The 25,714-nt window shown below is 63.3% G+C and carries 24 protein-coding genes and 1 riboswitch; of the genes, 22 read left to right on the forward strand and 2 right to left on the reverse strand.

The annotated features are described in order from the left end of the window. Positions 1-21 precede the first annotated feature (21 nt). From KPG66_RS04820 to thpR, 3 genes are all read left to right on the forward strand, one after another. Positions 22-4,749, forward strand: a complete 4,728-nt coding sequence (locus tag KPG66_RS04820) for a glutamate synthase-related protein (RefSeq protein ID WP_237070150.1) — start codon at positions 22-24, stop codon at positions 4,747-4,749. Between the two features lie 109 nt (positions 4,750-4,858). After that, entirely contained in the window at positions 4,859-6,325 is a 1,467-nt protein-coding gene (locus KPG66_RS04825) for a glutamate synthase subunit beta (RefSeq protein ID WP_237070151.1), read from the forward strand. Between the two features lie 157 nt (positions 6,326-6,482). Beyond that, positions 6,483-7,052 (forward strand): RNA 2',3'-cyclic phosphodiesterase, encoded by a 570-nt coding sequence (gene thpR / locus KPG66_RS04830; RefSeq protein ID WP_041753280.1) that lies wholly within the window; start codon positions 6,483-6,485, stop codon positions 7,050-7,052. Between the two features lie 34 nt (positions 7,053-7,086). Here thpR and KPG66_RS04835 read toward each other — a convergent pair whose 3' ends face one another. Together KPG66_RS04835 and KPG66_RS04840 are read right to left on the reverse strand one after the other, a co-directional pair. Continuing rightward, complete coding sequence (locus KPG66_RS04835; protein WP_237070152.1) at positions 7,087-8,823, reverse strand: ABC transporter ATP-binding protein/permease; 1,737 nt, start codon at positions 8,821-8,823, stop codon at positions 7,087-7,089. A gap of 24 nt (positions 8,824-8,847) precedes the next feature. Further along, complete coding sequence (locus tag KPG66_RS04840; protein WP_237070153.1) at positions 8,848-9,102, reverse strand: hypothetical protein; 255 nt, start codon at positions 9,100-9,102, stop codon at positions 8,848-8,850. Between the two features lie 44 nt (positions 9,103-9,146). After that, positions 9,147-9,284, forward strand: a riboswitch (TPP riboswitch). 161 nt (positions 9,285-9,445) lie between these two features. Here KPG66_RS04840 and KPG66_RS04845 point away from each other — a divergent pair. From KPG66_RS04845 to hisH, 19 genes are all read left to right on the forward strand, one after another. Beyond that, entirely contained in the window at positions 9,446-10,567 is a 1,122-nt protein-coding gene (locus KPG66_RS04845) for an FAD-dependent oxidoreductase (RefSeq protein WP_237070161.1), read from the forward strand. Positions 10,568-10,577: 10 nt separating this feature from the next. Further along, entirely contained in the window at positions 10,578-10,775 is a 198-nt protein-coding gene (thiS, locus tag KPG66_RS04850) for a sulfur carrier protein ThiS (RefSeq protein ID WP_237070154.1), read from the forward strand. Positions 10,776-10,843: 68 nt separating this feature from the next. After that, positions 10,844-11,701, forward strand: a complete 858-nt coding sequence (locus KPG66_RS04855; RefSeq protein ID WP_049786446.1) for a thiazole synthase — start codon at positions 10,844-10,846, stop codon at positions 11,699-11,701. Then, the gene (thiE, locus tag KPG66_RS04860) at positions 11,698-12,822 is read left to right on the forward strand and encodes a thiamine phosphate synthase (RefSeq protein ID WP_237070155.1); all 1,125 of its coding nucleotides are present in this window, start codon (positions 11,698-11,700) and stop codon (positions 12,820-12,822) included. The genes KPG66_RS04855 and thiE overlap by 4 nt, the downstream gene beginning before the upstream one ends. 128 nt (positions 12,823-12,950) lie before the next feature. Beyond that, positions 12,951-13,796 carry an ABC transporter ATP-binding protein gene (locus KPG66_RS04865; protein ID WP_041753286.1) on the forward strand — a complete coding sequence of 282 codons (846 nt, stop codon included), beginning with the start codon at positions 12,951-12,953 and terminating at the stop codon, positions 13,794-13,796. 3 nt (positions 13,797-13,799) lie between these two features. Continuing rightward, positions 13,800-14,567, forward strand: a complete 768-nt coding sequence (gene mlaE / locus KPG66_RS04870; RefSeq protein WP_013434849.1) for a lipid asymmetry maintenance ABC transporter permease subunit MlaE — start codon at positions 13,800-13,802, stop codon at positions 14,565-14,567. A gap of 86 nt (positions 14,568-14,653) precedes the next feature. Further along, entirely contained in the window at positions 14,654-15,241 is a 588-nt protein-coding gene (mlaD, locus tag KPG66_RS04875; protein WP_049786447.1) for an outer membrane lipid asymmetry maintenance protein MlaD, read from the forward strand. 11 nt (positions 15,242-15,252) lie between these two features. Next, complete coding sequence (locus KPG66_RS04880) at positions 15,253-16,227, forward strand: MlaA family lipoprotein (RefSeq protein WP_237070156.1); 975 nt, start codon at positions 15,253-15,255, stop codon at positions 16,225-16,227. Between the two features lie 99 nt (positions 16,228-16,326). Then, positions 16,327-16,965, forward strand: coding sequence for an MlaC/ttg2D family ABC transporter substrate-binding protein (locus KPG66_RS04885; RefSeq protein ID WP_041753288.1), 639 nt, complete (start codon positions 16,327-16,329; stop codon positions 16,963-16,965). Beyond that, entirely contained in the window at positions 16,962-17,237 is a 276-nt protein-coding gene (locus KPG66_RS04890; RefSeq protein ID WP_013434853.1) for an STAS domain-containing protein, read from the forward strand. The genes KPG66_RS04885 and KPG66_RS04890 overlap by 4 nt, the downstream gene beginning before the upstream one ends. Positions 17,238-17,416: 179 nt before the next feature. Continuing rightward, entirely contained in the window at positions 17,417-18,343 is a 927-nt protein-coding gene (locus KPG66_RS04895) for an ABC transporter ATP-binding protein (RefSeq protein ID WP_041754163.1), read from the forward strand. Further along, a complete protein-coding gene (locus KPG66_RS04900; RefSeq protein ID WP_013434855.1) occupies positions 18,340-19,095 on the forward strand; it encodes an ABC transporter permease in 756 nt (251 codons plus the stop codon). The genes KPG66_RS04895 and KPG66_RS04900 overlap by 4 nt, the downstream gene beginning before the upstream one ends. A 77-nt stretch (positions 19,096-19,172) precedes the next feature. Continuing rightward, on the forward strand, positions 19,173-19,412 hold the full coding sequence (locus KPG66_RS04905; RefSeq protein WP_013434856.1) for a BolA family protein: 240 nt from the start codon (positions 19,173-19,175) through the stop codon (positions 19,410-19,412). A gap of 114 nt (positions 19,413-19,526) precedes the next feature. Then, a complete protein-coding gene (gene murA / locus KPG66_RS04910) occupies positions 19,527-20,843 on the forward strand; it encodes a UDP-N-acetylglucosamine 1-carboxyvinyltransferase (RefSeq protein WP_049786363.1) in 1,317 nt (438 codons plus the stop codon). A 14-nt stretch (positions 20,844-20,857) separates the two neighbouring features. Then, the gene (gene hisG / locus KPG66_RS04915; RefSeq protein WP_049786448.1) at positions 20,858-21,586 is read left to right on the forward strand and encodes an ATP phosphoribosyltransferase; all 729 of its coding nucleotides are present in this window, start codon (positions 20,858-20,860) and stop codon (positions 21,584-21,586) included. Between the two features lie 30 nt (positions 21,587-21,616). Then, positions 21,617-22,939: a histidinol dehydrogenase gene (gene hisD / locus KPG66_RS04920; RefSeq protein WP_237070157.1), complete on the forward strand. Its 1,323-nt coding sequence runs from the start codon at positions 21,617-21,619 to the stop codon at positions 22,937-22,939. Positions 22,940-22,979: 40 nt separating this feature from the next. After that, the gene (hisC, locus tag KPG66_RS04925) at positions 22,980-24,050 is read left to right on the forward strand and encodes a histidinol-phosphate transaminase (protein WP_237070158.1); all 1,071 of its coding nucleotides are present in this window, start codon (positions 22,980-22,982) and stop codon (positions 24,048-24,050) included. A 48-nt stretch (positions 24,051-24,098) separates the two neighbouring features. After that, positions 24,099-24,686: an imidazoleglycerol-phosphate dehydratase HisB gene (hisB, locus tag KPG66_RS04930; RefSeq protein ID WP_041753290.1), complete on the forward strand. Its 588-nt coding sequence runs from the start codon at positions 24,099-24,101 to the stop codon at positions 24,684-24,686. A gap of 281 nt (positions 24,687-24,967) precedes the next feature. Next, positions 24,968-25,609 carry an imidazole glycerol phosphate synthase subunit HisH gene (gene hisH, locus KPG66_RS04935; RefSeq protein ID WP_013434863.1) on the forward strand — a complete coding sequence of 214 codons (642 nt, stop codon included), beginning with the start codon at positions 24,968-24,970 and terminating at the stop codon, positions 25,607-25,609. The last annotated feature ends 105 nt before the right edge of the window (positions 25,610-25,714 follow it).

Genomic DNA, 25,714 nt, shown 5'->3' on the forward strand with positions numbered 1-25,714 from the left:
AATCACAATTACGGTGTCCCTATGAAAGACGCAACACAATCGACCGTCGTCGGCCAGGGCTTGCCCGAAGCACAAGGCTTGTACGCGCCAGAAAACGAACATGACGCGTGTGGCGTCGGTTTTGTCGCGCACATCAAGGGCCGCAAAAGCCATGCAATCGTGGAGCAGGGCCTGAAAATTCTCGATAACCTGGATCACCGCGGCGCGGTGGGCGCGGATCCGCTGATGGGCGACGGCGCCGGCATCTTGATCCAAATTCCGGATGCGTTCTATCGCGAGGAGATGGCGCGGCAGGGTGTGACGTTGCCGCCGTTGGGCGAGTACGGCGTTGGCATGATTTTTCTGCCTAAGGAGCACGCATCGCGCCTGGCGTGCGAGCAGGAACTCGAGCGCACGGTCAAAGCCGAGGGACAAGTGGTACTCGGCTGGCGCGACGTGCCAGTCGATGGCACGATGGACATGTCTCCGATGGTGAAGGCCAGCGAGCCGGTGATTCGCCAGATTTTCATCGGTCGCGGCAAGGACATCATGGTCACCGACGCGCTCGAGCGCAAGCTGTACGTGATCCGCAAGACGGCCAGCCACCGTATCCAGGCGCTCAAGCTCAAGCATGGCAAGGAGTATTTCGTGCCGTCGATGTCGGCGCGCACGGTTGTCTACAAGGGGCTGCTGCTCGCGAAGCAGGTGGGGATCTACTATCGCGACTTGCAAGACGCGCGAGTCATGTCGGCGCTTGCGTTGGTGCACCAGCGTTTCTCGACCAATACGTTCCCGGCGTGGGAGTTGGCGCACCCGTACCGGTTGATCGCGCACAACGGCGAAATCAACACGGTCAAAGGCAACGTCAACTGGCTGAACGCGCGCACCGGGGCCATCGCGAGCCACGTGCTCGGCGATGATCTGCACAAGCTGTGGCCGCTAATCTACCCGGGCCAGTCCGATACGGCCTCGTTTGACAACTGCCTTGAATTGCTGGTGATGGCGGGCTATCCGCTGGCTCACGCGGTGATGATGATGATTCCGGAGGCGTGGGAGCAGCACGCGCTGATGGATGAGAACCGCCGTGCGTTCTACGAATATCACGCGGCGATGATGGAGCCGTGGGACGGTCCGGCGGCGATCGCGTTCACCGACGGTCGCCAGATCGGCGCGACACTGGATCGCAACGGCTTGCGTCCGGCGCGCTACCTCATCACCGACGATGACATGGTGATCATGGCGTCCGAGGCGGGCGTGCTGCCGATTCCCGAGTCCAAGATCGTTAAGAAGTGGCGCCTGCAGCCGGGCAAGATGTTTCTTATCGACATGGAGCACGGCCGCATCATCGATGATAAGGAACTGAAGGACAATTTAGCGAACGCGAAGCCGTACAAGAGCTGGATCGACGCGGTGCGCATCAAGTTGGACGAAATCGAGCCGAAGCCGCAGGACGTCGCGGTGGTGGCTGAGCCGCAGGCCGCGCCGGCGTTGCTGGACCGGCAGCAGGCGTTCGGCTACACGCAGGAGGACATCAAGTTTCTGATGGCGCCGATGGCGCAAGCCGGCGAAGAGGCGATCGGCTCGATGGGCAATGACTCGCCACTCGCGGTGATGTCGAACAAGAACAAGACGCTGTACCACTACTTCAAGCAGTTGTTCGCGCAGGTCACGAATCCGCCGATTGACCCAATTCGCGAGAACCTAGTGATGTCATTGGTATCGTTCATCGGACCGAAGCCGAACCTGCTCGATACGAACAACATCAACCCGCCGATGCGGCTAGAAGTATCGCAGCCAGTGCTCGACTTCAAGGATATCGCAAAGATCCGCGCAATCGGCGAGTACACCGGCGGCAAGTTCAGTTCTTACGAATTGACTATTTGCTATCCGGTCGCGTGGGGCAAGGCCGGTATCGAGGCGCGCCTGGCGTCGCTGTGTGCTGAGGCAGTCGATGCTGTGCGCTCCGGCTACAACATTTTGATCGTATCGGATCGCAAGACCGACCGGGACAATGTCGCGATCCCGGCGTTGCTCGCGACCTCGGCGATTCATAGCCACCTGGTGGCGCATGGGTTGCGCACGAGCACGGGCCTGGTGGTCGAGACCGGTTCCGCGCGCGAGGTTCATCACTTCGCGCTGCTCGCCGGCTATGGCGCCGAGGCGGTGCACCCTTATCTGGCGCTCGAGACGCTGGTGGCGATGTCCAACGGCCTGCCGGGTGCGCTGTCGGCAGACAAGGCTATTCAAAACTTCACGAAGGCGGTCGGCAAGGGCCTGCAGAAGGTCATGTCGAAGATGGGCATCTCAACCTACATGTCGTACACCGGCGCGCAGATCTTCGAGGCGGTGGGCTTGTCCAGCGAACTGGTCGCCAAGTACTTCAAGGGCACCGCATCCAACGTTGGCGGCATTGGTTTGTTCGACGTGGCGCAAGAGGCGATCCGCCTGCATCGCGATGCTTTCGGCGACAACCCGGTCCTGGCGACGATGCTTGACGCCGGCGGTGAGTACGCGTACCGCGTGCGTGGCGAAGACCACATGTGGACGCCCGATGCGATTGCAAAGCTGCAGCATTCGGCACGTAGCAACTCGTACCAGACCTACAAGGCGTACGCGCACATCATCAACGACCAGACTCGCCGTCATATGACGTTGCGTGGCCTGTTCGAGTTCAAGGTCGATCCGGCCAAAGCCATTGCGCTTGATGAAGTCGAGCCGGCTAAGGAGATCGTCAAGCGCTTTGCAACCGGTGCGATGTCACTGGGCTCGATCAGTACCGAGGCACATGCGACGCTGGCGATCGCGATGAACCGCATCGGTGGCAAGTCCAACACCGGCGAAGGCGGCGAGGACGAGCGCCGTTACCGCAATGAGCTGCGTGGCATCCCGATCAAAAACGGGGATACGCTCGGCTCGATCATGGGTGAAGAGGCGGTCGTCGTCGATATTGCGTTGCGCGACGGCGATTCGCTGCGCTCGAAGATCAAGCAGGTCGCATCGGGCCGTTTCGGCGTGACCGCCGAGTACCTGAGTTCGGCCGACCAGATCCAGATCAAGATGGCTCAGGGCGCCAAGCCGGGCGAAGGGGGCCAGCTGCCCGGACACAAGGTGTCGGAGTACATCGGCAAGCTGCGCTATTCCGTGCCAGGCGTCGGCCTGATTTCCCCGCCGCCGCACCACGATATCTATTCGATCGAGGACCTCGCGCAGCTGATCCACGACCTGAAGAACGCCAACCCGAGTGCCGGCGTATCGGTGAAGCTCGTCTCTGAAGTCGGCGTGGGCACGGTGGCAGCGGGCGTGGCCAAGGCCAAGGCCGACCACGTCGTGATCGCGGGCCACGATGGCGGCACGGGCGCATCGCCGCTGTCGTCGATCAAGCACGCCGGCACGCCATGGGAGTTGGGCCTGGCCGAGACGCAGCAGACGCTGGTGCTCAACAAGTTGCGCGGCCGGATCCGCGTGCAGGCTGACGGGCAGATGAAGACCGGGCGCGACGTTGTGATCGGCGCGCTGTTGGGCGCCGACGAGTTCGGCTTTGCGACAGCGCCGTTGGTCGTCGAAGGCTGCATCATGATGCGCAAGTGCCATCTAAACACGTGCCCCGTGGGCGTCGCGACGCAGGACCCGATGCTGCGCGCGAAGTTCCAGGGCCAGCCCGAGCACGTGGTGAACTTCTTTTTCTTCGTGGCCGAGGAAGTGCGCGAAATCATGGCGCAACTCGGGATGCGCCGCTTTGACGAACTGGTCGGGCGGGCCGACTTGCTCGACACGAGAAAGGGCATCGAGCATTGGAAGGCGCGCGGGCTCGATTTCTCGCGGATCTTCCATGTGCCTGAAACAGACGCTGAGGTGGCGCGCCGACACGTCGATACGCAGGACCATGGCTTGGATCGGGCATTGGATCATGTGTTGATCGACAAGGCGAAGGCGGCGATCGACAGAGGCGAGCATGTGTCGTTTATCCAGCCGGTGCGCAACGTGAATCGCACGGTCGGCGCGATGCTCTCGGGGGTGATCGCGCGCAAGTATGGGCACGATGGCCTGCCGGACGACACGATCCACATCCAATTTAAGGGGACAGCGGGGCAAAGTTTCGGCGCGTTCCTGGCGCACGGCATCACGCTGGACTTGGTCGGCGACGGTAACGACTATGTGGGCAAGGGGCTCTCGGGTGGACGCATCATCGTGCGTCCGACCAATGACTTCCGCGGCAAGTCGGAAGAAAACATCATTTGCGGCAACACCGTCATGTATGGGGCGATCGAGGGCGAGGCGTACTTCCGGGGCGTCGCGGGCGAGCGTTTCTGCGTGCGTAACTCCGGCGCGACGGCGGTCGTTGAGGGCACCGGCGACCACGGTTGCGAGTACATGACCGGTGGCACCGTCGTCGTGCTCGGCGAGACCGGCCGCAACTTCGCGGCTGGCATGTCGGGAGGCGTCGCGTACGTGTTTGATCCGGACAACACGTTCGCGACCCGGTGCAATAAGGCGATGGTCGCGCTTGAGCCGGTGCTGCAGCAGGCCGAGCAGGAGTGCACGGTTGATTCGGCGTTGTGGCATCAGGGCCAGACCGACGAGGCGTTGCTCAAGGGGCTGATCGAGCGCCACTTGCAGTTCACCGGATCGCCGCGCGCTAAGGCGCTGCTCGAGAACTGGGATACGTCGCGGCGTCAGTTCGTCAAGGTGTTCCCAACCGAGTACAAGCGTGCGTTGGCCGAGATCGGCGCCAAGAAGAAGGCGGCGAGCGCGCCGAGCCTAGCGGCCTGATGGCTCGCGCATCGACGCGACTTTGGAGGCGCCGGCAAGCAAACGCACGATAGTCCCGCCGCGGTGTAGCGGGCTGCTCCCCTCAATATGCATTGGTTAAGAGAAGCTCATGGGCAAGGCAACCGGTTTTCTCGAATATGAACGCTGCCACGAGGCGTATGAACGACCACTGGAGCGTGTGAAGCACTGGAAGGAATTCACGCATGCGCTGACCGATGAGGACGCAAAGATCCAGGGCGCACGCTGCATGGATTGCGGTATTCCGTTTTGCAACAATGGCTGTCCGGTGAATAACATCATCCCGGACTTCAACGACCTTGTGTTTCAACAGGACTGGAAGCAGGCGATCGACGTGCTGCACTCGACGAACAATTTTCCGGAATTCACCGGCAGGATCTGTCCCGCGCCGTGCGAGGCCGCCTGCACGCTGAATATCAATAGCGATGCGGTGGGCATCAAATCGATCGAGCGCGCGATTATCGACAAGGCGTGGAACGAAGGATGGGTCGCGCCCCAAGTGCCCAAGCTGAAGACCGGTAAGAAGGTCGCAGTGGTGGGGTCCGGGCCTGCCGGGCTGGCCGCCGCGCAGCAGCTGGCGCGAGCCGGCCATGAGGTGACGGTGTTCGAGAAAAACGACCGGATCGGCGGCCTGCTGCGCTACGGCATCCCCGACTTCAAACTGGAGAAATGGCAGATCGATCGCCGCATGCGCCAGATGGAGGCCGAAGGCGTGACGTTTCGTACCGGCGTGTTCATCGGCAAGGAGCCCTTGCCGCCGTCGATCAACCATGCGGCGAAGGAAACTCTGTCGCCAAACGAATTGCGCGAACAGTTCGACGCAATTGTGATGGCGGGCGGTGCCGAAACGCCGCGTGACTTGCCGGTGCCGGGCCGCGAGTTGGCCGGCATCCATTTCGCGATGGAGTTCCTGCCGCAGCAGAACCGAGTCAACGCCGGCGACAAGCTCGCCGATCAGTTGCTCGCCAAAGGCAAGCACGTGGTCGTGATTGGCGGCGGAGACACCGGGTCGGACTGCGTCGGCACGTCGAACCGGCACGGCGCGAAGCGCGTCACGCAGTTCGAATTGCTGGCGCAGCCGCCGTACGAGGAGAACAAGCCTCTCGTGTGGCCATACTGGCCGATCAAGCTGCGCACGTCGTCATCGCACGAGGAAGGTTGCGAGCGCGATTGGTCGGTCGCGACCAAGCGTTTCGAGGGCAGCAACGGCAAGGTCGACAAGCTAATCGCTGCGCGCGTCGAGTGGAAGGACGGCAAGATGCAGGAAGTGCCCGGCTCCGAGTTCGAAATGAAAGCGGACCTGGTGCTGCTTGCGATGGGCTTCACGCAGCCGGCGGCAGCGATGCTCGATGCGTTCGCCGTTGACAAGGACCAGCGCGGCAACGTGCGGGCCGGCACCGACGGCGAGCGCGCGTATCACACGTCGGTCGACAAGGTGTTTGCTGCCGGCGACGTACGCCGGGGGCAGTCGCTGGTGGTCTGGGCCATACGCGAAGGCCGCCAATGCGCGCGCGCGGTGGATGCGTTCCTGATGGGGGACTCAGCGCTGCCGCGCTGAATTGAAGTTGTGCGCGGGCCGGCGCCGGTCCAGCCGGGCTGCGCGACGATGAGCCCACGAGCCGCAACGTTTGAGCCGCAACGTTTTATATGCGTCGCGGTTTTTTCGTCATCGGCTACCGTGTGCAGTAGGACGGCTTTGCCGTAAGGAATCGTCGATGGATGTCAGACTGCAGCGTTGCTTTGTCGCACTGATTCCCGATTCCGGCGCCCTCGATGCAATCGACGCGTGGCGCGCTCCATGGCGCGCCGGCCATATCGCAGGCGTCAGATGGATACCGCGCGAGCAGGTTCACCTGACCATACGATTCATTGGCGCGCTGACGCCGGATGGGGAAGCGTGCCTGATCAACGAATGGCCGACGCTGACGCCGGTGCCGGACGTGCTGCCCACCTCGCATGCCGCGATGCTGCCTAGCGCTAAGCGGGCGCGCGTGTATGCGCTTGAACTGATCAGCGCGCCGGCGTTCCTCGCGTGGGTGGCTCGCGTCGATGTGCTGATGGAGCGGGCCGGTGTGCCCGCCGCTGCGCGGCCGTTGCGGCCGCATCTGACCCTCGCTAGGCTGCGCGGCGATCCGCCTGCGTCGACGCGCGATTTCGAGAGGGTGCATCCCGTGCCGCCGTTGATTACCTTTGATACGCTGGTGTTGGTCAGCAGTACGCTGACGCCGGCCGGGCCACGCTACGCGAGGCTCGCAGCGGTACCGGCCGGGCGTAGCCTGCCGTGACTGCACTATGCGCGCGCGCGAGGCACAGCCGTCATCACGCTGCCGCACGTGAGTCATCGCGCACCACTTCGATCGTCTCATCGTGCATCGCTTGTACCGACTCCCGGTGCGCAACACTGACGATTGCCGCGTGGGCTAGACGTTGCGTCAGCACGTGGTACAGCGCCGCCTCAGTATCGAGGTCGAGCGCGCTGGTCGCCTCGTCAAGGAACAGGAAATCGGGCTTTTGCAACAGCACGCGGGCGATTGCCAGGCGTTGCTGTTCGCCGGGCGACAGCACGCGCTCCCAATGGTCGCTCACGTTGAGCTGATCGACTCGTTCGCCCAGCCGGCAGGCGCGCAGCACGTCGGCACAGTCCGCGTCGGTGAACGCGTCGGCCGTTGCCGGATAGCACAGCGCGCCCTTGAGCGTGCCGATCGGCACGTAGCTTTTCTGCGGCACGAACATCACGCGTGCGTTGACGGGCATCTCGATGGTGCCGCTGCCAAATGGCCACAGGCCGGCCAGCGAACGCAGCAGTGTGCTCTTGCCGGAGCCCGACGCGCCTCGTACGAGCACCCGCGAGCCGGGCGCGATTACAAACGAGCCAATCGTCGACAGCGGCGTGCCATCCGGGCGCAACAGCCGCAGCGCCTGCACGCGCAGTACCGTCGTATCGGCCATTCTCATATGAATGCCGCCGTGCTCGGTGGCCCGCGACGTCGACTCGAGCAACTGCGGCTGCGCCATGATGCGCTGGAATTCCTTGAGCCGGTTAATCACGGCGCGCCATGCGGCCAGTGTCGAATAGCTGCTGATGAACCATGAGAACGCGTTGCTGACGGTGCCGAACGCGCCAATTGTCTGCTGATAACCGCCGTAGCTGACCGCCTTCTCGAAGTATTTCGGCGCGGCGGCGATGAACGGGAACACGATGGCCAGTTGCGAATAGCTGACCACGACAATGTTCAGACGCCGCGTATAGCGCATGATCATCCGCCAATTGTCGCGAATGTGCCCGAAGACGCCTTGCAGCGCTTTCTCCTCGGTGCGCTCGCCTTCGTACAGGGCAATCTGGTCCGCATTCTCGCGCAACCGGATCAACGAGAAACGAAAGTCCGCTTCGACCCGTTGTTGTTGGTAGTTGATCGACACGAGCGGATGGTTGACGCGATGCGTGATGTACGAGCCGATTACCGCGTAGAGCAGGGCGGTCCACACCATGTAGCCAGGTATTGTCACATCGGTGCTGAACACGGTGAAGCTGAGTGGGCCGGCCAACTGCCACAGGACATGGCTGAACCACAGCAACGTGACGGACGTGGATAGGAAATCCAGCGAGAGCGCCAGCGTCGTGCTCGCCAGTTCCTGTAGGTCCACTGAAACCCGCTGGTCCGGGTTATCAGCAAGCTTGTCGCGCTCAATTCGATAGTACGCGCGGCCCGACAGCCACGCGTGCATGTACTGCGTGGTGAGCCACTGGCGCCAGCGGAATTCGAGCATCTGCCGGAAGTACGTGCGGTACGAGCCGAGCAAGATCATCGCCATCGCGATCGCGGTAAATTGCAGCAGCGAGTGCTTGAACACCGGATAGTTGTACTGCTGGATCGAGTCGAAGAACACGCGCTGCCATGTGTTGAACCACGCGTTGACCGCCACCATGGTCATGTTAATCGCGACCACGAGCGCGAGCAGTCCCCAGGCGATCCACTTTTCGTCCGACACCCAATACGGCTTGATCAGGCTCCACGTGGTAATACGTTCGTTGTTGCCCGATGCGGGTTGACTCATAGGGTTCCTCAACTGTAGGGTTCCTCAAATCGGTCCATTCACCGGCGCGCCGGTGCGTTGCACTGTCGCGAACGACGCGAACGACGCGAACGACGCGAACGACGCGAACGACGCGAACGACGCGAACGACGCGAACGACGCGAACGACGCGAACGACGCGAACGACGCGACGGTGACTGACTCGTGCCAGTGCGGATTGTTCCGACTACCGCTTAATTCCGGCTTAAGGCATGCGGTGGCGCGCGCTTTAGCAGCGGCGATTGCGCGACATTGTGCCAAAGCAACGAATTGCGGCTGGCGGCGGTTTTGTGATTTAATGGGCTTAGACGAAACAGGGGTGCTTTGCACGTTGATGTGCGTTTGCAAGTCGATGCGCGGCGAGTCGCGCAGTGCCAGGCTGAGAGAGTCCCTTTGCACCCGATCCGGGTAATACCGGCGCGGGAAGTTTTCGATTCTGTCCTGCCGTGAGGGAACGGACGTGTCTGCCGGCGCGCCACTGTGGTCAGGTTCCCGCACGTGAATCTCGCCGGTTTCGTCCTTGTACCCCGATTCCCGTACATAGGATTTGATTGCCGTGCCCCAATCCGACCCCTCTTTAGAAACCGCGTGCCACGCCGCGCCGATGCCCGATGTCGCCGTCTTGGGCGGCGGCTTGTCCGGTCGTCTTATTGCGTGGCGGCTCGCGCGCGCGGGCCATCGCGTCGCGCTGTATGAGCAAGGCGAGTCGAGCGGACGCAGTGCGGCAGCGTGGGTCGCCGCAGCCATGCTCGCGCCGCTGGCCGAAGCTGCTAATGCCGAGCCGTTGCTGGTGGAGCTGGGCGCCGCGTCGCTCGGGCGCTGGGCCGAATGGCTGCCGCAGCTGCCACAACCGGTGTTCTTCCAGCGCAACGGCACGCTGATTGTCTGGCATGCGGCCGATCGCGCCGAATGGCCATTGTTTGAGCAGCGCGTGCGCGTGAACGCGCCCGTGACGATGCTGCACGATGGCATCGTCGCACTGCACGGCGCTCAGGTCACGCAAGCCGAGCCGGCGCTTGGTATGCGCTTTCACGACGCGCGCTTGCTGCCCGGCGAGGGGCAACTGGATAATCGGCAGTTGCTGGCGGCGCTGGGGGCCGCGCTCGACGAGTTGCATGTAGACACGCACTGGCATACCTGCGTGCGCGAGGATGCCCTGCCTGCTGCCGGTCTGGTGATCGATTGCCGTGGACTGGGCGCGAAGCAGGCATGGCCCGGTCTGCGCGGGCTGCGGGGCGAAGTCGCGCGGGTCCATGCGCCGGGCATTGGTCTGAGCCGGCCGGTGCGTCTGCTGCATCCGCGCTATCCGTTGTATATCGCGCCCAAGCAGGACGATCACTATGTGATCGGGGCCACCGAGATCGAAGGCGAGGACATGTCGCCGGTGAGCGTGCGCTCGGCGCTCGAGTTGTTGTCGGCGGCCTATTCGCTACATCCCGCCTTCGGCGAGGGCCGGATCCTCGAGCTGAACGCGCATTGCCGGCCCACACTGCCGGACCATCGCCCCGCGCTGTCGTGGGATGGCGCGTCGGTGCTGCGCGTCAATGGCCTGTACCGCCACGGCTATATGATTGCGCCTGAGGTGGCGCACGAAGCTGTGGCGCTCGCGCACGCGTTGCTCGAGGCGCAGGTGCGCGATTCGGACGGCTTCGACGCGTGGCGTGCCGCCTCGCGCTGGCCGATGCTTTACCGTGCGGCTGCGCTGCAGCCGTGCTCGACTGACTGACGCATGAACCATGGATATCCAAATCAACAACCAGCCTTTCTCGTTGCCCGATGATGCGCGCCTTGCTGACGCGCTGGCCTCGTATGGTGCAGTGCCGCCGTACGCGGTCGCGATCAACGGCGAATTCGTGCCGCGCGCACAGCATCCTGCGCGCGCGCTCACGCAAGGTGACCGGATCGACGTCGTAAAACCCGTGGCAGGCGGATGACGCATCGGCGGCATGCCACGCGAGCCGACAATCTGGCCCATGGGTCACTGAAACTGACGGAGACAATGATGCATTCCCATTCCACCGCCGACGCGCTGATTCTGTACGGACAACCCTTTACAAGCCGGCTGTTGCTCGGCACTTCGCGCTATCCGTCGCTGCATGCGCTCGAAGCCTCGCTCGTGGCCGCGCAGCCCGCAATGGTCACCGTCGCGCTGCGGCGCCAATTGGCCGCGCAGGGCGACGCCGACGTTGGGTTTTTTGACGCGCTGAAGTGTCGGGGTGCTGCGCTGTTGCCCAACACCGCTGGCTGCCATGCCGTGAAGGAGGCGGTGACGACCGCGCAGATGGCCCGCGAAGTGTTTGAAACTGACTGGATCAAGCTTGAGCTGATTGGAGACGACTACACGTTGCAGCCGGATCCGGTCGGTTTGATCGAGGCGGCCGACATCCTTGTGCGGGACGGCTTTAAGGTGCTGCCGTATTGCACGGAAGACCTCGTTGTCGCGCGGCGACTGCTCGACGTCGGCTGCGAGGCGTTGATGCCGTGGGGCGCTCCGATTGGCACCGGCAAGGGGGTGGTGAACCCGTATGGACTCAAGCTGCTGCGCGAGCGCCTGACGGACGTGCCGCTGATCGTCGACGCAGGGCTGGGTGTGCCGTCGCACGCGTGCCAGGTGATGGAGTGGGGGTTTGACGCCGTGCTGCTCAACACGGCGGTGTCGCAGGCGGCGCGGCCCGAGGCGATGGCGCGGGCATTCGCGAGTGCGGTCGAGGCGGGTCGCGAAGCGTACTTGGCTGGGCCGATGCCGGAGCGCGACAGCGCGCATGCGAGTACGCCGGTGGTCGGCATGCCATTCTGGCACCAGGACGACTATCGCGCGCCAGAGGGCGCCGCTGTCCCGCCCTCGAATGAGCGGGCATGAGCGGCGCCTTCCTGCGGGAGCGCGAGGTTTTTTATCCGCCTGCGGATGAACTGCTGGAGGCGGCCGAGCGGATCCGCGCACGGTTGGGTGATTGGCCGCGCGCCAGCCAGCCGGTGCGGATCTGTCTCGTGCCGCCGCCGCAGCCAGGGCCCGGTGACGTGATCGTGGCGACCGATGTGCAGCCGCATGCGGCCGATACCGCGCGCTGGGTGGCTGCCGGCGCCACGGTGCTGGACGCGTCGGCGCGTGCCATGCGGTTGCATCAGGGTGATGTGGTCCGCACGTTGGAGGCCGCGCCGTGCGACGACTGGATCGCGGCATTCGCCGCGTTCCTCGATTGTGGCTGCGCGCCGCACGATGCGTTGTGCCTCGCCCTGGCGTGGCGGCAGGGCGACGAGCATGCGCAGGATCCATGGCCGTGTGATGTGTCGCGCTTTCCGCGCGTGCTGGGGTTGCCTGATGCGCCGGTGCAGCCGTTCGCCGCGTGCCCGGCAGCGCTCGGTCTGTATCCGGTGGTGCCGACGGCCGACTGGATCGAGCGGCTGCTAGCGCTCGGCGTGCGTACTGTGCAACTGCGCCGCAAGGTTGACGGGGCGGGCGATGCGGCGGATCCGCGCGCGTTAGCCGTGCTGCGGGCCGACGTGCGCCGCGCCGTTGCGGCGGGGCGCCGCTATGACGACGCACGCGTATTCATCAACGACCACTGGCAACTGGCGCTGGACGAAGGCGCCTATGGCGTGCACCTGGGCCAGGAGGATTTGTCGCGCGCGGACATCGGTGCGCTGGCACACGCGGGGCTGCGGCTGGGTCTGTCCTCGCACGGATACTACGAGATCTTGGTGGCGCTGCACTTCAAGCCGAGCTATATCGCGCTGGGTGCGGTGTTTCCGACCACCACCAAGGCAATGCCCAGCGTGCCGCAAGGGCTTGCGCGACTCGCGCGCTACGTGCGATTGCTGGACGGCGTGGTGCCCTGCGTGGCAATCGGTGGCATCGACCTGCAGACGCTGGACGACGTGCTGGCCACCGGTGTGCGCGGTGCCGCGCTCGTGCGCGCGGTAACGCAGGCCCACGACGTCGAAAAAGCAATCTTTGCGTTGCAAAGAGGGTTTATTCGATAATGCGGGGCTTGCCTGCCATTGCCCTACGCCGCGAAGGTGGCGTGTAAGCGGTCTCGCGCACAGTCCACGTCGGGGTTTCAGGCGGCAGATCCGCTTTAGGCCCTATAATCCGCGTTCCGTGCCTTTTGATGACCGCCTACGTGCCGCCAACCGCCTCCGATATCCTGCTTGAGCTTCGCGATGTTGCTTTCGGCTACAGTGCTGAGCGGCTCGTGCTCCAGAACCTGAACATGCGTTTCAAGCGTGGACAGGTGGTTGCGATCATGGGCGGCTCCGGGTGCGGCAAGACGACAGTGTTGCGGCTCATCGGTGCGCTGGTGCGCGCCAACCGAGGCCAGGTACTGTTTCGCGGCGAGGACGTCGGTGCAATGGGCCCCCAGGCGGTCTACGCGGCGCGGCGCAGGATGGGCATGTTGTTCCAGTTCGGCGCGTTGTTTACCGACATGTCAGTATTCGACAACGTCGCATTCCCGCTGCGCGAGCATACGGACTTGCCAGAGGCGCTAATCCGCGATCTCGTGTTGATGAAACTCAACGCGGTCGGCTTGCGCGGCGCACGCGACTTGGCGCCGTCCGAAGTCTCGGGTGGCATGGCGCGCCGGGTCGCGCTGGCCCGGGCGATCGCGCTCGACCCCGAGCTGATGATGTACGATGAGCCGTTCGCGGGACTTGATCCGATCTCACTGGGTATTACCGCGAATCTGATTCGCACCCTCAATACCGCGCTCGGCGCCACGTCGATCCTCGTGACACACGATGTGCCGGAGTCGTTTGCGATCGCGGACTACGTGTATTTCATTGCGAATGGACGGGTGCTCGCCGAGGGCACGCCCGCGCAGTTGCGCGCGTCGCAGGACCCGAGCGTGCGGCAGTTCATCGACGGCGCGCCTGACGGTCCCTTTCATTTTCACTATGCGAGCGCGTCGCTGGAGGCGGACTTCGGTCTCGGCGCCGTGCCGCGCGCAGGAGAGTAGCGCATGATTGCCACGGTCGGCCGCGCCGTTCTCGACGGCCTTTCACGAACAGGCTACGGCGCCCGTATGTTCGCGCGGCTTGCGTCGGAGTGCTTCCCATTGCTGCGGCGCCCGCGCACCGTCATCCAGCAGATCCACTTCCTGGGTAATTATTCACTCGTCATCATCGCTGTTTCGGGGTTGTTCGTCGGCTTCGTGCTGGGCTTGCAGGGCTACAACACGCTGAATCGCTACGGCTCCGAGCAGGCGCTCGGGCTGTTGGTCGCGCTGTCGCTGGTGCGCGAGCTTGGGCCAGTGGTCACTGCGCTGCTGTTTGCCGGACGCGCTGGCACGTCGCTGACCGCGGAGATCGGCCTGATGAAGGCGGGCGAGCAACTGACCGCGATGGAAATGATGGCGGTGGACCCGATCCGGGTCGTCGTTGCACCGCGATTCTGGGCTGGCGTAATCGCGATGCCGATCCTGGCGGCGATCTTCAGCGCGGTCGGCATCGTCGGCGGGTATGTCGTCGGTGTGGTATTGATCGGCGTGGACCCTGGCGCGTTTTGGTCCCAAATGCAATCGGGCGTCGACCTGCGACAGGATATCGGCAACGGTGTGATCAAGAGCATCGTGTTCGGCTTCGCGGTAACCTTCGTCGCGCTGTTCCAAGGCTATGAAGCCAAGCCGACCCCCGAAGGGGTGTCGCGCGCGACGACCAAGACGGTCGTGTTCGCATCGCTGGCGGTACTTGGGCTGGACTTTTTGCTGACCGCGCTGATGTTCAATTGATAGATGGGCCCGGCGCCATGGCGCGCCGGCACGACTGCGTGCGCGATCCCCGCGTAGCACGCAGCGGTAATAGCTATTCCGATGGGATGACGATGAAGAAAAACGCTCTGGACTTCTGGGTCGGCTTGTTCGTGGTGCTCGGTTTTGTTGCGCTGCTGTTCCTGGCGCTCAAGGCTGGCAATATGAGTTCGCTGTCGTTTCAATCCACCTACTCGGTGAAGATGAAGTTCGACAACATCGGTGGACTGAAGCCGCGCGCGGCGGTCAAGAGCGCCGGCGTGATGGTAGGCCGCGTGCAGAGCATTGAGTTCGATACGCAGACTTACCAGGCACTGGTCACAATCGACGTATTTAAGCCGTACACGTTCCCGAAGGACTCGTCGGCCAAGATTCTCACCTCGGGTCTACTTGGCGAGCAGTACATCGGCCTGGATCCGGGGGGCGACGAACAGCTGCTCAAGGATGGCGACACGCTTACGATGACGCAGTCCGCGATCGTACTGGAAAACCTGATCGGCCAATTCCTGTACAGCAAGGCGGCGGATGCCGGGGCAGGCAAGCCGGCCGTACCTGCCACACCCGCCCCGGCGGCCCCGGCGGCGCCCGGGCCCGCCGGGGCCAGCCCTGACGCATCTCAAACCCAAGTCGCGCCGGCAAGCGCGACGGCAAACTGAGGGGAGGCAGCATGACAACGATGCGAGCCACCGTCGTGGTCGCGGCCGCTGCGATGGCGCTGGGCGGTTGCGCGGCGGTGAAGACACCGTCGAAGCAAGACCCGCTGGAAGGATTTAACCGGACGATGTTCGAATTCAATGACACGCTGGACCGCGTGGCGATGAAGCCGGTGGCGCGCGCTTATAACTGGGCGTTGCCTCAATTCGTCCGCGATCGTGTGTCGAGTTTCTTCTCAAACATCGGCGATGTGTATATCGCCGCCAACAATTTGTTGCAAGGCAAGATCACCGCAGGCACGGAAGACATCATGCGCGTGGCGATCAATAGCACGTTCGGGCTGGGTGGGCTGTTCGACTTTGCTAGTCAGGCTAGGCTGCCGAAACACCAATCGGACTTCGGTGTCACGTTGGGCCACTATGGCGTGCCGCCGGGCCCGTACCTCGTGCTGCCACTGCTCGGGCCCAGCACCGTGCGCGACGCGGCAGGCTTGCTGGTCGATTGGCAGGGCGACCTGACTGCCTACATGCGTCCGATCTGGCTGCGCACGACGCTCTATGGTGTGCGCATCGTTAGCACGCGCGCGGCGTTGCTCGGTGCGACCGACCTGCTGTCCAATGCGGCGCTTGACAAGTACTCGTTCGTGCGCAACGCCCATTTGCAACGGCGTCAGTACCTGATTTCGGATGGCAATCCGCCGCCGCCCGCGTACGATGATGAATCGGACGCCGACACCGGCCCGAGCGACGATGGCGCACCGACGCCTGGCGCAGAAGGTGCACCGGCCGCCGCACCGCAGCCCGACGCGGTGCAGGGAGCATCGGCCCCCCAACGGCAGGAGCCGACCGGCGCGACCGGGCCGGATGCTGCAGCGGCGCAATCGGCATCGGCTGGTGCCGCGCAACCGGCATCGGAGACGCACGTGCCAAGCCAGCAGATGATTCCACCCGGCCGTCCCTATAGCATTCCGAATCTTCGGTTTAGGTGAGCATGCTTCGCGGCGAATGAAACTCGAACTGCGCAATTCGCTCCAATATTTGACGATCGTTGACCATAGCGAAAAGAAATAATCGATAGGACTGAGTTGATGAAAAAATTTTTACTGATCCCCGTCGTTGCCACGCTGCTGTCGTGCAGTACCGGTTCGTTTGCCGAAGCGCCGGCCATTGATATGGGCACACCGGATGGGCTGGTGAAATCGGTGACGACCGACGTGCTGAGCATCGTGCGCGCCGACTCGTCGATCAAAGCCGGCGACATCGAGCGGATCACGCAGGTCGTCAACCAGAAGATCCTGCCGTACACCGACTTCGCGAGGACGACGCGTCTGGTCATGGGGCGGCACTGGCGCACCGCGACGCCGCAACAGCAGCAACAAATCGTCGAGCAATTCAAGATGCTGCTGATCCGGACCTATTCCGGTGCCCTGTCGCAGGTCGGCAATCAGGAAATCCGGTATCAGCCGCTGCGCGCGGCGCCGACTGATACCGACGTCGTTGTACGCTCGACGGTGATCAACAATGGCCAGCCGATCGAGCTCGATTATCGGATGGAGAAGACCGCGTATGGCTGGCGGGTCTATGATTTGAATGTCGCCGGTGCGTGGCTCGTGCAGACATACCAGCAACAGTTCAATGAGCAGATCCAGCAACATGGGATTGATGGCTTGATCACCTACCTATCGCAGAAGAATACGCCGGCCGCTGCGGCCAAGAGCCCATCGTGACAACCTTCGAAACGGGCCAGGCCCTGACGTTCGCGACGGCGAACGCCGTGCTCAAGGCTGGCCTGAACCATATCGCTGGCGGCGCGACCGCCGTGGATTGCGCCCGCCTGCAGCAATTCGATTCGTCGGCGTTGGCGGTATTGCTGGCGTGGCAACGTGAGGCTCGCGCGCGTCGCGCCGCGTCGTTCTCGATCCTGAACCTGCCTGACGGATTGGCTAGCCTGGCCCAGGCCTACGGCGTCCAGGCGCTGGTTTCGTCCGGCCGACATTGATGCTGTCACGTCGTTTCAGGTGACGGCGTGGACCATGTGGCCGATCGGTCCCCTCGCGGCGACCCGCCGATTTCGCCTATAATCAACCGTTTTTTAGGCCGTCGATAGGCCATTGCCCGCCCGCGAAGCATGCACAGGTGGGCCCGCAAACCCTGCCGGCGCTGTCGCGCCGCACACTCATGCCAGCCATAGAAATTCACAACGTCAAGAAGCGCTATCGCGATTTGCATGCGCTCAAAGGCGTGTCGTTCACCGTCGAGGAGGGCGAGTTCTTCGGATTGCTCGGTCCCAACGGCGCAGGCAAGACGACGCTGATTAGCATTCTTGCGGGTCTGGCGCGCGCGGACGAGGGAACGATCGCAGTGCGAGGTCACGATGTTGTGACGGACTTCAGGCGCGCACGGCGCGCGCTTGGCGTGGTGCCCCAAGAGTTGGTGTTCGACCCCTTTTTTACCGTACGTGAATGCCTTCGCATCCAGTCCGGCTATTTCGGTTTAGCCCGCAACGACGATTGGATCGACGAAGTGATGGCCAATTTGGACCTGACCGAGAAAGCGGACGTCAACATGCGCGCGTTATCCGGTGGAATGAAGCGGCGCGTGCTGGTCGCGCAGGCGCTTGTGCATCGGCCGCCGGTGATCGTGCTGGACGAGCCGACCGCGGGCGTGGACGTGGAATTGCGCCAGACACTGTGGAAATTCATCTCGCGGCTTAACCGCGAGGGGCATACGATCGTGTTGACCACGCACTACCTGGAAGAGGCCGAGTCGCTGTGCGACCGCATCGCCATGCTTCGTCGCGGCGAGATGGTTGCGCTCGAGCGCACCGGTGCGTTGCTGCAGCGCTTCAGTGGACTACAGTTGTTCGTGCGAGTGAGCGCAGGCAGGGTGCCGGCGCAGATCAGGGCTCTGGAGATCGGCACGCCCGATCCGGCAGATCGGCAGCACCTGCTGCGGCTGGACTCGTATGACGACGTGGAGCCGATTCTTGCGCAATGCCGTGCGGCCGGCTGCCGGTTTGACGAGATCGACGTGCGCAAGGCCGACCTGGAAGACGTGTTCGTGCAGATCATGAATGCGCCCCAGGCCGTGGAGGGGCTGGCATGATCGGCTTCAGGACGCTGTTCTACAAGGAAGTGCTGCGGTTCTGGAAGGTGGCCTTCCAGACCGTGCTGGCCCCAGTGATGACCGCGCTGTTGTATTTGACCATCTTTGGGCACGCGTTGCGGGGGCATGTTCAGGTCTATCCTGGCGTTGAGTACACGAGCTTCCTCATTCCGGGACTGGTCATGATGAGCGTGTTGCAAAATGCGTTTGCGAACAGTTCGTCGTCGTTGATCCAGTCCAAAATCACCGGCAATCTGGTGTTCGTCCTGTTGCCGCCGCTGTCGCACTGGGAGATGTTCTGCGCCTACGTGCTGGCCTCGGTCGTGCGTGGCCTGACTGTCGGGCTGGGGGTATTCGTCGTGACGATTGCGTTCATCCCGGTGTCGTTCTGCGCGCCGCTGTATATCGTCGCGTTCGCCGTGTTTGGTGCGGCGATTCTCGGCACGCTGGGCCTGATCGCCGGGATCTGGGCCGAGAAGTTCGACCAACTGGCGGCATTTCAGAATTTTCTAATCATGCCATTGACGTTCCTGTCGGGCGTGTTTTATTCAACGCATACCTTGCCGGACCTATGGCGGCACGTATCGCACCTGAATCCGTTCTTCTACATGATTGACGGATTTCGCTTCGGCTTCTTCGGTGCATCCGACGTGGCGCCGCTTGTAAGTCTGGCAGTGGTGGGTGGTTTTTTCGTCGCCGTCGCGGCATTGGCGGTACGCTTGCTGGCAAGCGGGTATAAGCTGCGCCATTGAGCATGGGAATCGGTCGAGGCGTCGCGCCTGGCGTGCGTCGCGACCCACAATTGAGAGAATACTGAGAGGGATTTGCGATGTTGCCGACCCCGGAACAAGTCAAGGGATATATTGAAGCAGGCTTGCCGTGCGAGCGCGTTGACATCGAAGGCGACGGCCAGCACTTCTTCGCGACGATCGTCAGCTCGGCATTCGAGGGCAAGCAAAGGATTGCACGGCACCAGCTCGTCTATGCGGCGCTGGGCGAGCGCATGCGCGAGGAGATTCACGCGTTGAGCATGAAGACGTTGACACCGGCCGAATGGCAAAACCGATGAACCGGGATTCGAGTGCGGATTAAACGAGATAACCTGGGCGTGACGAACGACGCCCCAGTGGCCCAGGCGGTTCACGCGTCGCGCCCGCCGGCCACACAAAGCGGAAGCGAATCAATGGATAAATTGCTGATCGACGGTGGGGTCCGCCTCAGTGGCGAGATCACGGTGTCCGGTGCCAAGAACGCGACGTTGCCGATCTTGTGCGCAAGCCTGTTGAGCGCGGAGCCGGTTCAGTTGGAGAACGTGCCGAACCTGCAGGACGTGCGTACCATGTTGAAGTTGCTTGGCCAGATGGGGGTGCGCTCGGAGGTGAATGGCAACACCGTGACGCTGGACGCGTCGCAGGTCGACAAGCCGGTGGCGCCATACGAGTTGGTCAAGACGATGCGTGCGTCGATTCTCGTGCTCGGACCTCTAGTGGCGCGCTTCGGTCATGCACAAGTGTCGCTGCCTGGCGGATGCGCGATCGGCGCGCGTCCAGTCGATCAGCATATCAAGGGATTGACCGCGATGGGCGCGCAGATCTCGATCGAGCACGGCTTCATCGATGCGCGGGCAAGCCGCTTGAAGGGCGCGCACGTGATCACTGACATGATTACCGTGACTGGCACGGAGAATCTGCTGATGGCGGCGGTGCTTGCGGACGGGGAAACCGTGCTGGAAAACGCGGCGCGCGAACCGGAGGTCACCGACTTGGCGAACCTGCTTGTCGCGATGGGCGCGAGAATCGACGGGATCGGTACGGACCGGCTCGTGGTACACGGTGTGCCGCGTCTGCACGGCGCGCGCCACGCGGTGATCCCAGACCGCATCGAGGCCGGCACGTTCCTGTGTGCGGCCGCCGCCACAGGTGGCGACGTCACGCTGCGCGGCGTCACCCCGCTGATCCTGGAGGCGGTCATCGATAAGTTGCGCGAGGCGGGCGCGCAAGTGTCGGCCGGCGATGACTGGATCCGCCTGCGCATGCCAGGCCGTGCGCGTGCGGTATCGTTTCGCACCTCCGAGTATCCGGCGTTTCCGACCGACATGCAGGCGCAGTTCATGGCGCTGAACGCGATAGCGACCGGGACGTCACAAGTGGTGGAGACGATTTTCGAGAATCGCTTCATGCATGTGCAGGAGCTGAACCGGCTTGGTGCGAACATCACGATCGACGGTAATACGGCGCTGGTGACCGGCGTGGACAAGCTGTCTGGCGCGAAAGTGATGGCCACGGATCTGCGCGCGTCGGCCAGCCTTGTCATTGCCGCGCTGGTGGCCGACGGGCAGACGCTGATCGATCGGATTTATCATCTCGATCGTGGCTACGACCGCATGGAGATCAAGCTGGGCGCGCTGGGCGCGAATGTCAGCCGTGTCAGCGCGACTGCACCGATCAATACGGACGATGCCACGCAGAAGGACGGCTTGGCCCACGGAGCGGCTGCATGAGCACGCCGGCCAGCATGCCGGGCGCGTTGGCACCGGCAGTCGGGCCGGGCGTGCCGTTGACGTTGGCGCTGTCCAAGGGCCGTATCTTCGAGGAGACGCTGCCGCTGCTGGCGGCGGCCGGGATCACGGTGACCGAGGATCCGGAGTCGTCGCGCAAGTTGATTTTGCCCACCACGGATCCGGGCTTGCGCGTGATCATTGTACGGGCGACCGACGTGCCGACCTACGTCGAGTACGGCGCAGCCGACTTCGGCGTGGCCGGCAAGGACGTGTTGCTCGAGCATGGCGGCGACGGACTGTACCAGCCGATCGACTTGAACATTGCCCGTTGCAGGTTGTCGGTCGCGGTGCCGCAGGGTTTTGACTACGCGAATGCGGTGCGGCAAGGGGCCCGACTGCGGGTGGCCACGAAGTACGTGAGCAGTGCGCGTGAGCATTTTGCGGCCAAGGGCGTGCACGTGGACCTGATCAAGCTGTATGGTTCGATGGAATTGGCGCCGCTGGTGGGCCTGGCGGATGCGATCGTCGACTTGGTCAGCTCCGGCGGCACGCTGCGTGCGAACAACTTGGTCGAGGTCGAGCAGATCATGGAGATCTCGTCGCGGCTGGTGGTCAACCAGGCTGCGCTCAAACTCAAGCGTACCCAACTCAAGCCCATTCTCGAAGCGTTCGAGCGCGCCAGCAAGAGTGGGGCGCAAGCCGTGGCTGAGCACCGCGCAGATACCGGGGCGCCCGGCGTGTGATGCCCGCATCACGAGACACAAGGAACTCGTATGGCGATCAAGATCCGCAAACTCGACTCCTCCGATGCTAGTTTCAAGCCGGCGTTGGCGGCCGTGCTCGCATTCGAGGCGAGCGAAGACGAAGCGATCGAGCGCTCGGTCGCGCAGATCTTAGCTGACGTCAAATTACGCGGCGATGCCGCTGTGCTGGAATACACGAAGCGTTTTGACCGGCTGGACGTGGACAGCGTTGCGTCCCTGGAATTGCCAGCTGCCCGGCTGCAGGTGGCACTGGACGCGCTGGAGCCCAAATGCCGGGCAGCGTTGGAGGCGGCGGCGGCGCGCGTGCACGCGTATCACGACAAGCAGAAGATCGAATGCGGCAGCCACAGCTGGCAGTACACTGAGGCGGATGGTACGGTGCTCGGCCAAAAGGTCACGCCGCTGGACCGCGTCGGCTTGTACGTGCCCGGCGGCAAGGCCGCCTACCCGTCGTCGGTGCTGATGAATGCGATTCCGGCGCGCGTGGCCGGCGTGCGCGAAATCGTGATGGTGGTGCCGACGCCGGACGGCATGGCCAATGACCTTGTGCTGGCTGCCGCGCTACTTGGCGGCGTGGACCGGGTGTTGACCATCGGGGGCGCCCAGGCCATCGGCGCACTCGCCTACGGTACGGACACGATCCCGGCCGTGGACAAGATCTGCGGACCGGGCAATGCCTACGTTGCCGCCGCCAAGCGACGGGTGTTCGGCACGGTCGGCATCGACATGATCGCGGGTCCGTCGGAGATTCTGGTGTTGTGCGATGGCACCACCGACCCGCGTTGGGTCGCGATGGATTTATTTTCGCAGGCCGAGCACGATGAACTCGCGCAGTCGATCCTGTTGTGTCCGGACGCCGTGTTCATCCGGCGCGTCGAGGAGGCGATCGACCAGTTGATCGGGACGCTGCCGCGGCGCGACGTGATCACCCGTTCGCTGCAGGATCGCGGCGCGTTGATCAAGGTCCGAGACATGGCCGAGGCATGCGCAATCGCCAACGACATCGCGCCGGAGCACCTGGAGGTGTCGGCGCTCGAGCCGCATCAATGGGTGCAGCACATTCGCCATGCTGGCGCGATCTTCCTAGGCCGCTACACGAGCGAGAGCCTCGGCGACTATTGTGCGGGTCCGAACCACGTGCTGCCGACTTCCCGGACCGCGCGTTTCTCGTCGCCGTTGGGCGTGTATGACTTTCTGAAGCGCTCGAGCGTGATTGAGGTGAGCGCCGAAGGGGCGCAGACGCTCGGTGAAATTGCCGCGGAACTCGCGTATGGCGAGGGCCTGCAGGCGCACGCGCGCAGCGCCGAGTATCGGATGAAGGCCGGCGGCTGACCGCACGGGCGGGCAGGCGGGACAGCTTGGACACCAGACTATGACGATACCCCAGAACATCATTCGCCCGGACGTGCTGGCAATGACGAGCTATCCGGTACCGGATGCCGCCGGCTTGATCAAGCTGGACGCAATGGAAAACCCCTACGCGCTGCCGCGGCCGCTTGCGCACCGGCTCGGCGAGCGGCTTGCCCAGGTCGCGTTGAACCGCTATCCAATGCCGCGGCCCGGTGCATTGCTGGACAAGCTCAAGTGCGCGATGCAGGTGCCGGCTGATTGCGACGTGCTGCTGGGCAACGGCTCGGACGAATTGATCAGCCTGATTGCGACCGCGTGCGCGAAGCCGGGCGCCAAGATCCTGGCGCCGGTGCCCGGCTTCGTGATGTACGCGATGTCGGCCAAGCTCGCGCAGCTGCAATTCGTTGGCGTGCCGCTGAATGCCGATCTGACGCTGGACGTGGGCGCGATGCTGGAGGCCGTCGCCGCGCACCAGCCCGCGGTGATCTATCTGGCCTATCCGAACAATCCGACCGGCACACTGTTCGACGACACGGATCTCGAGCGGGTTGTGCGCGCGGCCGACCGGTCGCTGGTGGTTATCGATGAGGCGTATCAACCGTTTGCGCAGCGCAGCTGGATGTCGCGGGCCGGCGAGTTCGACAACGTGGTGGTCATGCGCACCGTCTCCAAGCTGGGCCTGGCCGGTATCCGGCTCGGCTATCTGGTCGGCTTGCCAGGCTGGATCAACGAGTTCGACAAGGTGCGTCCCCCCTACAACACTAACGTGCTGACGCAGGCGACGGTCGATTTTATGCTCGATCACCTGGAAGTGCTCGATGCGCAGGCCGCTGAATTGCGTGCCGAGCGGGCGCGACTTGCCGAGGCGATCGGCGCGTTGCCGGGTGCTCACGTGTTTCCGAGTGCGGGAAACTTCCTGCTGGTGCGCGTGCCGGATGCCGCCGCGGTGTTCGACGCGCTGCTCGGTGCACGAATTCTGATTAAAAACGTGAGTAAAATGCATCCATTGCTGGCTGAGTGCGTGCGGATCACGGTCAGCACGCCGGATGAGAATGCACAATTGCTAGCTGCGTTGAGCAATGCGCTGGTTTGATCGCGTGTGAGTCGCTGTTTAATTTTTCCGCCATTTTCAGGAACATCCATGCGTATTGCGGAAGTCGTGCGCAACACGAGCGAAACGCAGATCCGAGTGAAGGTCAATCTGGACGGTACTGGCCAGCAGAAGCTGAACACCGGGGTGCCGTTTCTTGACCACATGCTGGACCAAATTGCCCGCCACGGCTTGATCGATCTCGAGGTCGACGCGCGCGGCGATTTGCACATCGACGACCACCATACGGTCGAGGACACCGGCATCACGCTAGGCCAGGCTATCGCCAAGGCGATCGGCGAGCGCAAGGGCATCCGCCGCTACGGCCACGCGTACGTACCGCTGGACGAAGCATTGTCGCGCGTCGTCATTGATTTTTCTGGACGCCCGGGGCTGGAGTTTCATATCCCCTTCACGCGCGCGCGGATCGGCAACTTCGATGTCGATCTAACGATCGAATTTTTCCGCGGCTTTGTCAATCATGCCGGTGTCACGCTGCATATCGACAACCTGCGCGGCCTGAACGCGCATCATCAGGTCGAGACCGCGTTCAAAGCGTTCGGCCGGGCGCTGCGTATGGCCGCCGAGATCGATGCGCGCGCGGCCGGACAGATCCCGTCGACCAAGGGCATCTTGTAGGGCAAAGTGCAACCGTTGCTCAACCGCGCGTTGCCATTTTGTTTGAGCCTGACCGCGAACCAGAACGTGGCGCAGAGGCGTTGCACGAGGGGACGAGTCGCACGATACGCGTCGCGTCGATATCGGTGGTCTGCGTGAACGCGGTATCGGCCACGCTCGGCGAGCGGATCGGGTGGAAAACACGGCTACCGGTACTCAGGTAGCCGGCGAACAGCGCGCGGGGCGGGCGGTGCGGCCACCCGCTTGAATTTGGGACGGATGTTTACCAGAAGCGGGTCTGCATGAAAACTTCGATAGCGATTGTCGACTACGGGATGGGCAACCTGCGCTCGGTTTGGCAGGCGATGTTGCGCGCCGCGCCACAGGCCGATGTGCAAGTGGTCAGCGATGTGCACAAGGTGCGCGCCGCGCACCGCGTGGTGCTGCCCGGCCAAGGGGCGATGCGCGATTGCATGGCGTCGCTGGCTGCCTCGGGGCTGCAGGACGCGGTGCTGGATGCGACACGCACCAAGCCGGTCCTGGGCGTGTGTGTCGGCGAGCAAATGCTGTTCGACTGGAGCGAGGAGGCCGATACGAAGGGCCTGGGCGTGCTGGCCGGCAAGTGTCTGCGCTTTCAACTGGACGGCAAGCTGCAGGACGACGGCTCGCGCTTCAAGGTGCCACAGATGGGCTGGAACCGGGTGCGGCAGACCCGGCCCCACCCGCTGTGGGAGGGTATCGCCGACCAAAGCTTCTTTTATTTCGTACACAGCTATTATGTGGTGCCCGATGGTGCGTCCGACACCGTGGGGGAAACGGTGTATGGCGCGCCGTTTACGTCCGCGGTAGCACGGGATAATATTTTCGCCACCCAATTCCATCCCGAAAAAAGCGCGGAAGCGGGGTTGCAGCTGTATCGCAATTTTGCCCAGTGGAATCCATGACGATTGCTCGGAGCCTGGTGTCCAATGCCTAGTGCTCGGTGCTCGGTGCTCGGTGCTCGGGGTCCGGGGTCCGGGGTCCGGGGCTGTCTCTTATACACACTCTGA

It is taken from the genome of Mycetohabitans sp. B2 (assembly GCF_021733735.1).
GTDB classification, from domain to species: domain Bacteria; phylum Pseudomonadota; class Gammaproteobacteria; order Burkholderiales; family Burkholderiaceae; genus Mycetohabitans; species Mycetohabitans rhizoxinica.